This is a genomic window from Belliella pelovolcani, assembly GCF_900156785.1.
Lineage (GTDB): Bacteria > Bacteroidota > Bacteroidia > Cytophagales > Cyclobacteriaceae > Belliella > Belliella pelovolcani.
In genome coordinates this window covers 441,007-453,937 of sequence record NZ_FTOP01000001.1, presented here as the reverse complement: position 1 = coordinate 453,937, position 12,931 = coordinate 441,007, and the positions used below count along the sequence as shown (strand labels likewise).

Below are 12,931 nucleotides of genomic sequence, written 5' to 3'. Positions count from 1 at the left end.
GAATTTTCAGCCTACTGTCTTAGTTTCCTTAAGGCAACTAAGACAGTAGGCTGAAAGAAAGATTAAACCTTAGACACAGTTTAATGAACTATCCCAAACCACCCCTCTCACTAAAATAAACCTCCAACCATATTGTGACTATTTTTTAATCCTCTAGATACATTCGCACCAATCACAGCCCTTCAGCACTCAAAATTCAAAAACATCTTAAATCCATTGCTACAACTTCAAGCCTCACCTACATTTCAAACTCCTAAAACTCCCCTTCGTGAAATTCGCAAAATTCCTGCCTGGCGGCAGACAGGTTCCCTTTTTCCTTTAACCTTTTATCTTTTCCCTTCCTCTTTCCCGCCTTACTTGGTTCAACTTGTCCGCCGTGGCGGATTGTACTTCGTACCCTTTAACCTTTTCTCTTTCCCCTTTACCCTCTTAATTCTTTGCCCCTCCGCGCCTTCTCGTATCAGGACAAGTTCTGCGAGATCCATTCGTGTCAAACCCAGCGCTTCAGCGCTACAAATAAAAAAACGCCTCAAGCTAATTTGAACTTCGTCAATTAACTCTTTCCCCCCAAACCTAAAATAGTTTATTTAATTAGTTCAATTCGTGTAATTTGTGGTTTCCCTTTTAACCTTTTATCTTTCTTTACCCCTTTACCCTTTACCCTCTTAATTCTTTGCCCCTCCGCGCCCTCCCGTATCAGGACAAGTTCTGCGAGATCCATTCGTGTCAATCCCAGCGCTTCAGCGCTACAAATAAAAAAACGCCTCAAGCTAATTTGAACTTCGTCAATTAACTCTTTCCCCCCAAACCTAAAATAGTTTATTTAATTAGTTCAATTCGTGTAATTTGTGGTTTCCCTTTTAACCTTTTATCCTTCATCCTTCATCCTTCTTAATTCCTTTCCCCTTCTCCCTCTCCCTTACCACCAAAGCTACATCAAAGTAGTATCAAAGCTGGGGTAAAGCTGGGGATAGTCTGACCCCGTGAGTAGACCCCGTAACAAAAACAAGGCTCCCATTTATATGAATTCTTAAAATAATACAAATGCCAACCTCTTTGGTATTTTCTCTAAGCCATGCTACTAGCAAAGCCATACCAAAGTAACATTAAAGACACACCAAAGTAATACCAAAGTAAGGGATACTGCAACCTTTGCGAGAATCCCTTTCCCCTATTCCTCCTTCACCCTTCAAAATTCCTCCTCCTTCCCTCCTTCCTCCTTTACTTGGTTCATTGTACTTTGTACTTCGTACCCCTTTCCCCTTTTTCCTTTCCCCTTTCAACCCTTAGACCTTCAGCCTTCCACCCAATCCCGAAAAGCAGCAGTATTCGCCTGACTCGTGATCAACTTCTGCTTGGCTCCCTCAACCTGAATGGCTAGACTATTCTTCCCATAGCGCTCCATACGCTGAATTGCCCGCTTATGAACCAACTCGGCCCTGTTGATTCGGAAAAACCTACTTGGATCTAAGCGCTCCTCAAGCTCCTTTAAAGTAAACAAGCCCATCAAGTGGCTTTTTCCAGCTAGATCTATCACCTTGACTACACCCTCCTCAGCCAAGAAATAAGCAATTTCCTCCACCGCAAGAAAGTAACTATCCTTGGCCGTATGGATGGTAAACCTACCTTTATACGCTGGCTTATCCAGCTTGATACTCGTCTCCGATTTGGTAAAAAGTAGAAATTTCTTCCAAGCTTTCTCAAAACGCTCAAACGTAAAGGGCTTCAATAGGTAATCGATCCCATTGCTTTCAAAAGCCTCGAGCATATGCGCATCATAAGCAGTTGTGAAAATCACGGGGGACTTCAAGGCAATTTCTTGATAAATCTCAAATGCATTCCCATCCTGCAAAGCGATATCAGAAAAGATCAGATCCACTTGACCTCCACGCTCAAAAAATACGATCGCCTCTTCCACCGTAGCACATTCACATACCACCTGCACAGGCTGAGTCAATTGTTCTAAGTAGCGCTTCAGCTTCCTCCTAGCCGGCAACTCGTCCTCTATGATCAAGATATCAATGTTCATTTTCAAATATTAAAGGAATGGTAACTTCAAAAGTACTTTCATTTTGCTTGATGTGCATGCTGTATTTGCCAAGCAACTCAAACTGTGTACGTAAATTCTGCAAAGCCCTGCCCCCACCTTTTTTCACTTGCTTTTTGGGCTTTAGTACATTACTAATTTTCAAAGACATTTCGCTAATTTTCAATTGAATAGCCACAGGAGACAGCTCAGTGCCAAGGTTATGCTCAATGGCATTCTCTATCAGCAATTGTAAACTAAGTGCAGGCAAAAAAGCCTGAGTTGGCACCTCTCCGCTGAGCTCCAATCGATAAGCCTGCCCATATTTCTGCTGCATCAATCTAAAATATCGCTGTGCAAAGGCCAATTCATCATCTAAAGGTACCAACTGCTGGTCCGACGACTGTAATACATAGCGATAGATATCTGAGAAATCATGTAAAAATGCGGATGCCTGTGCTTGATCTTCTTCTATCAGTTGATCGAGTACATTGAGGTTGTTGAAAAGAAAATGTGGATCAAGTTGCGCTTTGAGCTGAGCCAGCTGACTTTGCATCTGTGTCTTTTCCAAATTGGCCAGCTTGGCTTTATCCTCTTGGTTCTTCTGAAAATAGTAATGCGCCAAAAAGAACCCCCCATAGACAAATACATCCATGACATACTTGATATTGGAGCTAGTGAGTGATGCTTCATTGAAGTTTCGCGCTACCGTCCCAAAGGAAAGCGCAACCAAATAGGAAAGCAGGTTATTGCCCAAAACATAGATCAGAAGTGAAATAACAAAAACCCGAATCGCTCTAGAAAGGGAGACCTGCTCATCAAATCTTTTGATCACTATCCCAATGATCACAAACAAAAGCATGGCATTGAAGAGTTGTGCCACAGCTGCCTCTGGGGTAAATAAATACCAGTCCACCTTCCTTCCAAAGAAATACCTGATCTGAACAGACTCTAAGTAGGCAAAAATGACTATGAATGCCAGAAAGTACTTATTCAGGTAAAAGGATGCGAAAAACTGTCTCATGGTGGGGTATCTAAAAGGTAAAAATAGCCCTTTTCGGAAAAAGGGCTAAAAACATTACGATTACTTTTCAGGAGCAGGAGGGAAAGAATACAAGACTTCACCATTTTCACTGAAGAAATCCAGCTTGGCTTGATTCTCTTGATCCACATAGAACATCGCCCTAGGCATACCCTGATCATCAAAGAGGAAAAGTCCATTATTTTGACTACCTGTTTTGCCTAGCATCACTCTAGGGGCACCACCGACTAGACCTTGCTCCTGGTACTCCATCATCTTGGCACGAGCTGCTGAAGGATCTGTTTTTCTCAATTCCTGCAGTTCAGCCATGATTTCCATGGTTTTGAGTTGGTTCTCATTTTCTGCTCTATCCATAAATACCAAGCTACTGCTCACCCTTCTACGATCTCCTTGCTTGGAATCAGTAGTCAAGAGCTGCATCACCTGATCCCCATCATACTGGTCAAAAGTCAGGGAGAGTCCAGCACTATGTCCATTTTCAGTCAAAGCTCCATCATAGATAAAGCCACCACATTCGATCCCATCTTCATTGAAGAAGATCATCCCTGAGCGTTTTTTCCTATCTGCATTGGTTGGGCGATTGTTGATTTGCGTATCTCCATTTGGAAACTTGTCCACATTAGTAATGATCATTTTGACTGTCCCATCTGCTTCTACAATGTTGATGCGCTGCACATCGATCTCTTCAAATTGATGATGGCCATTGTTTTTGAATGCCACCGTTGCGACTAAGACCAGGCCCAAAGCCATGGCGGTCGAAAAACTCCTGAGTACTACTAATTCTCTGTTCATATTGTTGAGGTTTATGTTGAAATTCATGCTCCAAAAGTAGCATGACTGCTCACCAAACCCTCCCCCTTTCCAATGAACCAAGGAAAATACCAAATGAATATGGGGATTTGGGGAATGAACAAAAATTGAAATTTAAAATCCCCCCAAACAGATTCTCAAAATAATCTACGTCTTGCCGCCTGCCTCCATTCAGGTAGTCCATTCCTCCTTCAAAATTCCTCCTTCATCCTTCGCTTTCCCTTTCTACCCTTAGCACCTTGGCCGCCCTCTTCGAGATCCATTCGTGTCAATCCCAGCGCTTAAGCGCTCCAAATTGAAAAACGCCACAAGCAAATTTGAACTTTGTCAATTAACTCTACCCTCCCAAACCCAAAATAATTTATTTAATTAGTTCAATTCGTGTAATTTGTGGTCCCTTTCTGCTTTATCCTTCAACATTCCTCCTTCCTTTCCCCCTAAACAATTAAGCACCCCCGACACTTCGGGGCAGTTAAACATTTCCTTTCCCCTCTCCACCCCTTCACCTAATTAACTCAATCAACTTAATAACTAATTCCCTTCTCCCTAAAACAATTAAGCACCCCCGACACTTCGGGGCAGTTAAACATTTCCTTTCCCCTCTCCACCCCTTCCCCCTAATTAACTCAATCAACTTAATAACTAATTCCCTTCTCCCTAAACAATTAAGCAACCCCGACACTTCTGGGCAGTTAAACATTTTCTTTCCCCCCATCACTCCAACTTCACCTTATAAATCTTAACGAAGTCTTCTTCCTCTTCTAAGTTAATGCTGCTTTTGAAATAAAGAAAATCACCCCTGACTAGCCATTGGGTATCATCTAATTCAACTGGGATTTCTAGTTGCTTAATCAATTCACCTTCTAAATCCATCACCAAAAGCCTGCTTGGATAGTCCTTACGAGTTTTATTCATCAATTCACTCCAATGCATATTTTCATATTTGTCTTGATCCCTTTCCGAGATTCCTGGGAAAAATGAAACTAGAATGTACTTATCAGTGACTTTGATATTATCAAATCTCCCTGAGAAAATATCAGGATTGATAATTCTAGGATCTGCCTCTTCAAATGGCTCTCCTTGGTTAAAATGATAATCAGGAATATTGAGCGGAATTCTTTTGATTTGTTTATAAGGAGTATTTACATCGTGAATATTTAAAGCTGGTTCTATCCCGACTATATAATAGATTCTTTCGGTGTCTGTGGTTACTCTAGGTATTAGGTGGGCAATATCGTGTGCTTTTCCATTCTTAAAAAAGCTGGTTTCGTCTAGATACATAAACTGCTCCACATTTCTTTCTAAGGTGTCAAACCAAGCCAAGGCAGTGTAGTTTTCATAAAACTCAGCAGTATTTCTTTGATAATCTCCTCTTCCAGAACCCGTAGTTAGAATTCTATCTCCTACCCAGTAAAATTCGGTATCTGCAGAAGCCCTTCCAGAGAATGCAGGCATTTTTTCTCGCTGATGTTTTCCTCCATGAACCAAATTCCCCTCTAAATCATAGGTGTAGACTCCTTGATTGGAAACAATCGTGAATGTTTGTCCATCAGCACTGAATTTTCCTGCACCAAGTGGAAATGAACCATATCCATCTGGATCCTCACGGTCTTTTTTGATCTCAAAAATTTCTGTTCCTGTAAAATTACTGACAACCAATGAAGCTTTCTTTTGATCAAAGAACAACACGCGTTCGGTTGCAGGATGAATATCCATGAAATTCAATAAACCAAAGTATGGAACCTGAATAGAATCCACTTTAGTCAAAGTCAAATTTTCGACATTCGTGATATTTTCAGTATTTTTCTCCCCACAGGAAAGTAAAAACAGGACACATGCAAATGGTAGTAAATAGTTTTTCATAGGACTAAGAATTTCTTCTAAACTAATAAGTAAAAAGTTGAGATCAAAATTGAAGCTATTAAATATACATACCCATAGGCCGAATCAAGCCAATGCAATTTTCAACCAAGAGACTGCCACACAGCAAACCAAGTATTGCTATAGCCTCGGTCTACATCCTTGGTACTTGGATACCAACTGGGAATCTCTTTTACAAGAAATGAAAACGAAAAGTGATGACCCAAACCTCTTTGCCATTGGAGAGTGTGGGTTTGATTTGCTCAAAGGACCAAAGGAAGCCATCCAAATCGCAGCTTTTGAAGCACAGCTGCACTGGGCCAAAGAACTGGGAATTCCTATCATCATGCACCAAGTGAAAGGACTGCATGTATTACAACAATCCCTCATGCACTTCAAAGATCCTCCTCCCATAGTTTGGCATGGCTTTATGGGTAAATCTAGTAGCTTTCAAAGTCTAATGAACTTTCCAATTTACTTTTCCTTCGGTGCAGCCATTTGCAAAAACCACAAACAGACAATTGCTTCCCTTGAAGCTTTACCACTAGAGCGTATTTTTTTCGAAACTGATGATTCAGAATTGACCATAGAGCAGGTTTTTTCAAAAGCTTCTTTAATTTTGCGCCTTCCTGTAGAGAAATTGGCTAGACAGGTGATAGAAAATTGGAATCATATATCAAAAAGAAAAATACATGAATGATTTGGCTTGGCTTTCCAGAACGGAATTGATTGTAGGTAGAGCGGGTTTGGAGAAATTGGCAACAAAACACGTGCTGGTGGTCGGTCTCGGAGGAGTGGGGTCCTTTGCGGCGGAGTTTATCTGTAGGAGTGGTGTTGGTGAGATGACCATCATCGATGGTGATGCCGTGGATGTCTCCAACTGTAACAGACAACTACCAGCCACACAAAAAAATGTGGGACAGCTCAAAGCAGACTGGATGGAAGAGCGACTGACAGCAATCAACCCAGCTTTGAAAATTCACGTCATTCGTGAATTTCTCAAGCCAGATGCCATGTATAATCTCCTTCAAGATAACGAATACGACTATGTAGTCGACTGCATCGACAGCTTCAGCCCAAAGCTTCATTTGATTGAAAGTGCTTACAAGAGAGGCTTTCCATTGGTAAGCTCCATGGGAGCGGGAGGAAAAGTAGACCCTACACAAATTAGAATCGCAGATATTTCCGAGACCTACAATTGTAAATTAGCCAAGCATGTCAGAAAGCGAATTAAGAACAAAGGAATAGCTTCGGGCTTCAAGGCAGTATTTTCTACTGAACTTTATTTAAAAGACAGTTTGATGATGACGGATGGTCGTAATTTTAAGAAATCAGCCTATGGAACCATGTCCTTTTTACCTGCTGCATTTGGATGCTCTTGTGCTTCAGTAGTAGTCAATGATTTATTAGCCGGTTGATGGTTTAAGTGACAGATTACAAGCTTTTTAGGAGTTGTTAGAAGTTCTGTTTTAGTCCTTTTTTATTGACAAAACCTTTTCGTTTGATCCTCTTTTTTTGCCATTTAACCTGCTTTTTATCCACTCAAAATTAATTCAATATTTGAGTTAAACTATTTGGTAACTCGCGCTGTCTAAGAGTGGATTTAAATAACCAAAACGAATGAAAATTATTTACAAATTATTTTTCTTGTTGTTATTAACAGGCCTTTCGCTTGAGGCCTCAGCACAGCGAGGTCAAGGACAACAAGGCCAAAGGCCAGACCTGAAATTCAAGGGAAAGGTTATCGAAGGGCCTAGTAAATTACCTTTGATAGGAGCAAATGTCCTTGTGAAGACAGTTACTGATTCCTTATTGACATCTACAGTTACTGATGTTGACGGTAATTTTGAAGTTACCCGTCCTTGGATTCCGAATGTAAAAGTGGAAATCACTTTCTTAGGCTACGAAAAATTCTCCAAAGAAATGGGTATGAGAGATGGCTTAGATCTTGGAATCATTGCATTGAATGAAGATAGCAAACTCCTCGGTGAGGTAGTCATTGAAGGACAAATAGTTGTTGGAGAACAAAGAGGAGACACCACTTCTTTCAATGCCAATGCTTTCAAAACCAGAGAAAATGCAGATGCAGAAGACCTGATAAGAAAATTACCTGGTGTGACCATTCAAAACGGTCAAATCCAAGCTAGAGGTGAGCAAGTGCAAAAGGTATTGGTAGATGGAAGAGAATTCTTCGGAAATGATCCTTTTCTAGCCATGAGAAACCTTCCAGCTGATGTGATAGATAGAGTCGAGATCCTTGATCAAAGATCAGATCAATCAAGATTGACAGGTTTTGATGATGGTAATTACTCAAGAACCATCAACATCGTAACCCGTGGAGACAGAAGACAAGGCGTATTTGGAAGAGTATATGGTGGTTATGGTACTGATGACAGATATTCCGCAGGTGGAAGCATCAATATTTTTAAAGGTGATAGAAGAATTTCCCTAGTAGGTCTATTCAATAATATCAACCAACAAAACTTCTCCCAGGAAGATCTTGGTGGAGGTGGAGGCGGTCGCCCAGGTGGAGGAAGACCTGGAGGAGGACCTAACTTCGGTGGTGGCCAAGATAACGGTATCATCACCACCAATAGCATGGGCTTGAATTACTCTGATAAGGTAGGTGATAAAATGAATGTGACAGGTAGTTACTTCTACTCCAATTCAAGAAATAACCTGAGCAGTTTTACCAATAGAGAAATCATTCTTTCTGAGACAAACAGGCAGTTCTACACCGAAGATTTGATCAATACAGTAGAATCTGGCAACCACAGAGCCAATGCAAGAATTGAGTATGATGTCAATCCCAAAAATGCGATCATCATCACGCCTAGTTTGAATTACACAACAAGTAATGTTTTTTCGGACAGAGATGCTTTCACAGTAAACAATGCCCTGAACCCACTGAGTAGCACAAGATCGATCTCAGGTTCAGAATCAAGAGGGTATAACCTTTCCAATAACTTGGTTTATAGATACAAGTTTGAAAAGCAAGGAAGAACGCTCTCGACCACATTATTTACTGCGCTAAACGAAAGAGATTCGTATTCTGAATTACTTGCAGCCAATAGAGATTTTATAAGAAATATCAGTGATACCATCAATCAGGAAACGTTCGGTTTAACTGACGGGTTCAATTATAGAGCAAACGTGCAGTGGACAGAGCCTTTGAAAGAAAATAGCTTGATGACATTCTCTTATCAAGTTTCAAACAATAAGTCTTCTGCTGATCAACAAGTATTCAGCTTGGTTCCTGAAGCAGGAATCATGGTATTGGATACTGCATTGAGTAACGTGTTTGACAATAAATTTGTAGTACAAAGACCAAGTGTTGGCTATAGATACAACTACAAAAATTGGAATATCAATGCCAATTTGGATTACCAGTATGCAGTGCAAGACAACGAAGCGCTTTTTCCATTGGAAAGAGTTTTCAACAGAAGCTTCAGCAATTTCTTACCAGCAGTGAACTTGAACTATAGAAACATGATGAAAGGGACTACTTTCAGAATGAGATATAGAACTTCTACACAAGAGCCAAGTGTAAATCAATTGCAAAACGTAATCAACAACTCCAATCCACTCAACTTAAGTGTAGGTAACCCCAACCTAGGGCAATCATTCAATCACAATTTATTTGTGAATGTGGGTAAATTGAATCTTGAGAAATCTAGAACCTTCTTTGTGTTTGCATTTGCATCCTTAACAGAGAACTTCATTGGTAATACTACTTTTGTTGCCCAAACAGATACTTTGATCAATGGTGAAGTACTCTTGAGACCAGGAGGTCAGCTAAGTAGACCAGAAAACCTGGGTGGAAGATTCAATGGTAGAATTTTCTCAACTTATGGTGCTCCGATCAAGGCGATCAAGTCTCAGTTCAATATGAACACCTCCGTGTCATTCAATAGAACCCCAGGGATCATCAATGGACAAAGAAACCAAAATGACAATATTGATTTAAGTCAAGGTGTGACTTTGACGTCCAACATCAGCAAGGACTTTGATTTCACTTTGTCTACCACTGGTACTTATACGATAGTGAATTCTTCATTGCAAACCAACCTGAACAATAACTACTACATTCAGAACTCCAATATCAGGTTGTACTACTCCCCAAACAACGGAAAGTTGTTTGTGTCCAATGTAGTGAACAATGCACTTTATAGAGGTCTCTCTGCAGGCTTAGATCAGCAGGTTTGGTTGTGGAACATCGAAGGTGGTTACAGATTCTTGAAGGATAACAAAGGTGAGTTGAAGTTGACAGTATTTGATCTTTTACGTCAAAACAATGCCATTGCTAGAACGATCAATGACGTGTCTATCACAGATACCTTTACTCAAGTACTGACAAGATATGCACTATTGACCTTCACTTACAACATCGGAAGCTTCAAACAGCCAGCTAGAGAGCAAGGTGGTAACCCAATGATGCGGATGATGCAAGGTGGTGGCGGAAGAAGCTGGTAATAGATTAATTTGATAATGGTTAAAACGATAAAAGCCGACCCTTTTGAGGTCGGCTTTTTTATTGCCCAATATTCTAAAAGACTTATTCAGACTTAGGTAACACTACAGTATCAATGGAGTGAATGACACCGTTTGACTGATACACATCGGCAATGGTTACTTTTGATTTATTGCCGTTTTCATCAGTGATGTAAAGGTCTTTTCCTTGCATCCAAGCAGTGAGTTTACCTCCTTGTACTGTGGTCAATGTAGCTTTACCATTTCCTTTTTTGATTGCTTCGGCGATTTCTTTGGAGCCTAATTTGCCCGCTACCACATGATAGGTAAGAATTCCAGTCAGTGTAGCTTTGTTTTCCGGTTTCACAAGAGTCTCAACCGTTCCAGCAGGTAGTTTGTCAAAAGCTGCATTGTCTGGAGCAAACACCGTGAAAGGACCTGGGGTCTGTAGGGTCTCTACTAATCCAGCTGCCTGTACTGCCGCTACAAGGGTAGTATGGTCTTTAGAATTCACCGCATTTTCTACGATGTTTTTAGATGGGTACATAGGAGCCCCACCTACAGTAACTGTTTTTTCTTTCTGTGCAAAAGTTTCTGTAGCACTTAAAGCAATCATGGCAAAAAACGCCAAGGATAATAATTTAATAGTTTTCATAATAAGAGTGTTTTGTTTTAGATGAAAGCAAATACGAGAAGACTTTCTCAATTGGATTGCCTGTGGCAAAAAATTGCCAAAAAATTAAGGCTACCTCTGTTGAAGTAGCCTTAACGCATTTAGGTTTATTGGTATTTGCTTAATTATCTTCTCTAAATTTATCTACGACATACAAGAAAAGGTTAAAAGACAAGGTTGACATGCCTTCTTTCTTGTTGTCTTTTTCACCACCTTGTTTGTATAGTGGATTTTCCTTTCTAACTTGAGTACTGACGCTTGGTTTAACATCCTTTGAAGGATTCTGAGTACTTTGCCTCAGATAAAAATCAGATTTAAGTTCAACAGAATTTGATTCTGGGCTCTCAAAAGTGTTGATTGCATCAGAGTTTTTCTGAACATCCGTAATTGGCCTTTCTTTCTCACCTTGAGCTAGTGCATTGATCGTACCAATTACACAGAACATTATTGCGAATAAGAAACCTTTTGTGCTGATAGAAGAAATAATATTTTGCTCTGACATCATTTGTGGCTCTAGTCTGATTAAGTAACTGTGATTTAGCGTATAAGGTTTGTAAAAGTATAAAAAATAAATAGTAATGCAAACGATTGTGCTTTCAGATTTTCAAAAGATAGACCTAAGAATTGGGACGATCATTCATGCTGAGGTTTTCGAAAAAGCCCGTAAGCCCGCGTATAAACTAAAAATCGATTTGGGTGACTTAGGTGTCAAAAAATCATCCGCCCAGATTACTGACCTTTATCAACCGGAAGATTTGATTGGGAAGCAAGTAATCTGTGTCTGTAATTTTCCACCCAGACAAATCGCAGACTTTATGTCTGAGGTTTTGGTGACCGGCTTTGATAATGGAGATGGGGCTATTGCGCTAGCCACGGTAGATTTCCCAGTTCCAAATGGGGGTAAGCTACACTAAGGTAGCTCTATTACTAATCCGGAATCGGTGAGTTTGATCGAATAGGTTTCTAATGTTCCACAAGAACCCGCTTTTACTTCGCCAGATTTCATATGGAATCTATATTCATGAAGCGGACAGACTACTTCTTCAAAATCAGTGATCAATCCTTGATGAAGAGAGGCCTTGCGATGAGGGCAGAGTTGTTCAAAGGCATAAAAAGTCTCGTTTATCCTGGTGATGCAGATTTTTCTTGACCCAACTTGTAAGAGCTTGATCCGTTTATTAGGGATAATTTCCATTACCTCTTCGTTGCTTCGGCCTAATGTAAATGTTTTCATTTTGCGCTTATTTATTGGTAATTTAGAAATCTAAACCTAAACCATACATCTAATGAAAAAAATATTGATACTACCGCTTTTGTTTGTAATGGGTACAGTTATCGGTCAGACCTTAGAAGGTGCTTGGAAACTGACCCATCAAAATGGAAAAGAAGTCACAGAGAAAACAGTGGTAAAAATCTTTCAAGACGGTTATTTCTCCTATGGATCCAAAGAGTCCTTAACCAATAAATTTCTAGGGGCTGGTGGAGGAGAATTCTCACTTCGAGATAATTACTACACCGAAACATTTGACTTCAATACTGAAGAGGAAGATTTGATCGGAATAACAGTAGAATATTCCCTTGATATGGTAGATGGCAAAATTGTCACTTCTGTAGAAAAAGGAGGGAAAGCTGATGTGCAGATCTGGTCAAAAATAAGTGACGCTAAAGATGACCTGACAAGAAACTGGGTTTTTACTGGTAGACAAAGAGATGGTGAAATAAGTAGATCCACACCAGGAGCAAGGAGAACTGTGAAAATTCTTAGTGGTGGACATTTTCAATGGATTGCCTTCAATTCAGAAACCAAGCAGTTTTCAGGAACAGGTGGAGGAACTTATACAGCCAAGGATGGAAAATATGTAGAAAACATTGAGTACTTCTCTAGAGACGATAGTCGTGTTGGTGCTAGCTTAGAATTCAATTATGAAGTGATCGATGGAGAATGGCACCATAGCGGAATGAGTTCCACAGGAAGTCCAATCTATGAAATCTGGTCCAAGTATGCAGATGCTTATACAAAGCCAAACTGATAAAGCTATTCCTAGTCTAA

At 40.2% G+C, this 12,931-nt stretch carries 12 protein-coding genes; 5 read left to right on the top strand and 7 right to left on the bottom strand.

Going from position 1 to position 12,931, the window contains the following annotated elements:
• Positions 1-1,294: 1,294 nt before the first annotated feature.
• The 4 genes from BW935_RS02110 to BW935_RS02090 form a co-directional block, all read right to left on the bottom strand.
• The gene (locus tag BW935_RS02110; protein ID WP_076498100.1) at positions 1,295-2,029 is read right to left on the bottom strand and encodes a LytR/AlgR family response regulator transcription factor; all 735 of its coding nucleotides are present in this window, start codon (positions 2,027-2,029) and stop codon (positions 1,295-1,297) included.
• On the bottom strand, positions 2,019-3,050 hold the full coding sequence (locus tag BW935_RS02105; RefSeq protein ID WP_076498097.1) for a sensor histidine kinase: 1,032 nt from the start codon (positions 3,048-3,050) through the stop codon (positions 2,019-2,021). The genes BW935_RS02110 and BW935_RS02105 overlap by 11 nt, the downstream gene beginning before the upstream one ends.
• A gap of 60 nt (positions 3,051-3,110) precedes the next feature.
• Positions 3,111-3,860: a hypothetical protein gene (locus BW935_RS02100; RefSeq protein WP_076498173.1), complete on the bottom strand. Its 750-nt coding sequence runs from the start codon at positions 3,858-3,860 to the stop codon at positions 3,111-3,113.
• 732 nt (positions 3,861-4,592) lie between these two features.
• A complete protein-coding gene (locus BW935_RS02090; RefSeq protein WP_076498092.1) occupies positions 4,593-5,741 on the bottom strand; it encodes a hypothetical protein in 1,149 nt (382 codons plus the stop codon).
• 49 nt (positions 5,742-5,790) lie between these two features.
• Here BW935_RS02090 and BW935_RS02085 point away from each other — a divergent pair, with 49 nt between their 5' ends.
• The 3 genes from BW935_RS02085 (at position 5,791) to BW935_RS02075 (ending at position 10,211) form a co-directional block, all read left to right on the top strand.
• On the top strand, positions 5,791-6,438 hold the full coding sequence (locus BW935_RS02085) for a TatD family hydrolase (protein WP_076498170.1): 648 nt from the start codon (positions 5,791-5,793) through the stop codon (positions 6,436-6,438).
• Positions 6,431-7,156, top strand: a complete 726-nt coding sequence (locus tag BW935_RS02080) for a tRNA threonylcarbamoyladenosine dehydratase (RefSeq protein ID WP_076498089.1) — start codon at positions 6,431-6,433, stop codon at positions 7,154-7,156. Before BW935_RS02085 ends, BW935_RS02080 begins: the two co-directional genes overlap by 8 nt.
• A gap of 202 nt (positions 7,157-7,358) precedes the next feature.
• Positions 7,359-10,211, top strand: a complete 2,853-nt coding sequence (locus BW935_RS02075; RefSeq protein ID WP_076498086.1) for an outer membrane beta-barrel protein — start codon at positions 7,359-7,361, stop codon at positions 10,209-10,211.
• A gap of 82 nt (positions 10,212-10,293) precedes the next feature.
• On the opposite strand, the gene BW935_RS02070 is transcribed toward BW935_RS02075, so the two are convergent.
• Positions 10,294-10,863 carry a fasciclin domain-containing protein gene (locus BW935_RS02070; protein ID WP_076498084.1) on the bottom strand — a complete coding sequence of 190 codons (570 nt, stop codon included), beginning with the start codon at positions 10,861-10,863 and terminating at the stop codon, positions 10,294-10,296.
• 139 nt (positions 10,864-11,002) lie between these two features.
• Positions 11,003-11,386, bottom strand: a complete 384-nt coding sequence (locus BW935_RS02065; RefSeq protein ID WP_217695340.1) for a hypothetical protein — start codon at positions 11,384-11,386, stop codon at positions 11,003-11,005.
• Positions 11,387-11,459: 73 nt separating this feature from the next.
• On the opposite strand from BW935_RS02065, the gene BW935_RS02060 reads away from it, so the two are divergent.
• Positions 11,460-11,795, top strand: a complete 336-nt coding sequence (locus tag BW935_RS02060; RefSeq protein ID WP_076498079.1) for a tRNA-binding protein — start codon at positions 11,460-11,462, stop codon at positions 11,793-11,795.
• On the opposite strand, the gene BW935_RS02055 is transcribed toward BW935_RS02060, so the two are convergent.
• Positions 11,792-12,115, bottom strand: coding sequence for a Rieske (2Fe-2S) protein (locus BW935_RS02055; RefSeq protein WP_076498076.1), 324 nt, complete (start codon positions 12,113-12,115; stop codon positions 11,792-11,794). The genes BW935_RS02060 and BW935_RS02055 overlap by 4 nt on opposite strands.
• Positions 12,116-12,167: 52 nt before the next feature.
• On the opposite strand from BW935_RS02055, the gene BW935_RS02050 reads away from it, so the two are divergent.
• Positions 12,168-12,911, top strand: a complete 744-nt coding sequence (locus tag BW935_RS02050) for a hypothetical protein (protein ID WP_076498073.1) — start codon at positions 12,168-12,170, stop codon at positions 12,909-12,911.
• Positions 12,912-12,931: the final 20 nt, after the last annotated feature.

What these genes read in the sequence shown, in the direction of transcription:
- BW935_RS02110 (WP_076498100.1), bottom strand. Translation starts at nt 2,029, where the DNA reads ATGAACATTGATATCTTGATCATAGAGGACGAGTTGCCGGCTAGGAGG.
- BW935_RS02105 (WP_076498097.1), bottom strand. Translation starts at nt 3,050, where the DNA reads ATGAGACAGTTTTTCGCATCCTTTTACCTGAATAAGTACTTTCTGGCA.
- BW935_RS02100 (WP_076498173.1), bottom strand. Translation starts at nt 3,860, where the DNA reads ATGAACAGAGAATTAGTAGTACTCAGGAGTTTTTCGACCGCCATGGCT.
- BW935_RS02090 (WP_076498092.1), bottom strand. Translation starts at nt 5,741, where the DNA reads ATGAAAAACTATTTACTACCATTTGCATGTGTCCTGTTTTTACTTTCC.
- BW935_RS02080 (WP_076498089.1), top strand. Translation starts at nt 6,431, where the DNA reads ATGAATGATTTGGCTTGGCTTTCCAGAACGGAATTGATTGTAGGTAGA.
- BW935_RS02075 (WP_076498086.1), top strand. Translation starts at nt 7,359, where the DNA reads ATGAAAATTATTTACAAATTATTTTTCTTGTTGTTATTAACAGGCCTT.
- BW935_RS02070 (WP_076498084.1), bottom strand. Translation starts at nt 10,863, where the DNA reads ATGAAAACTATTAAATTATTATCCTTGGCGTTTTTTGCCATGATTGCT.
- BW935_RS02065 (WP_217695340.1), bottom strand. Translation starts at nt 11,386, where the DNA reads ATGATGTCAGAGCAAAATATTATTTCTTCTATCAGCACAAAAGGTTTC.
- BW935_RS02060 (WP_076498079.1), top strand. Translation starts at nt 11,460, where the DNA reads ATGCAAACGATTGTGCTTTCAGATTTTCAAAAGATAGACCTAAGAATT.
- BW935_RS02055 (WP_076498076.1), bottom strand. Translation starts at nt 12,115, where the DNA reads ATGAAAACATTTACATTAGGCCGAAGCAACGAAGAGGTAATGGAAATT.
- BW935_RS02050 (WP_076498073.1), top strand. Translation starts at nt 12,168, where the DNA reads ATGAAAAAAATATTGATACTACCGCTTTTGTTTGTAATGGGTACAGTT.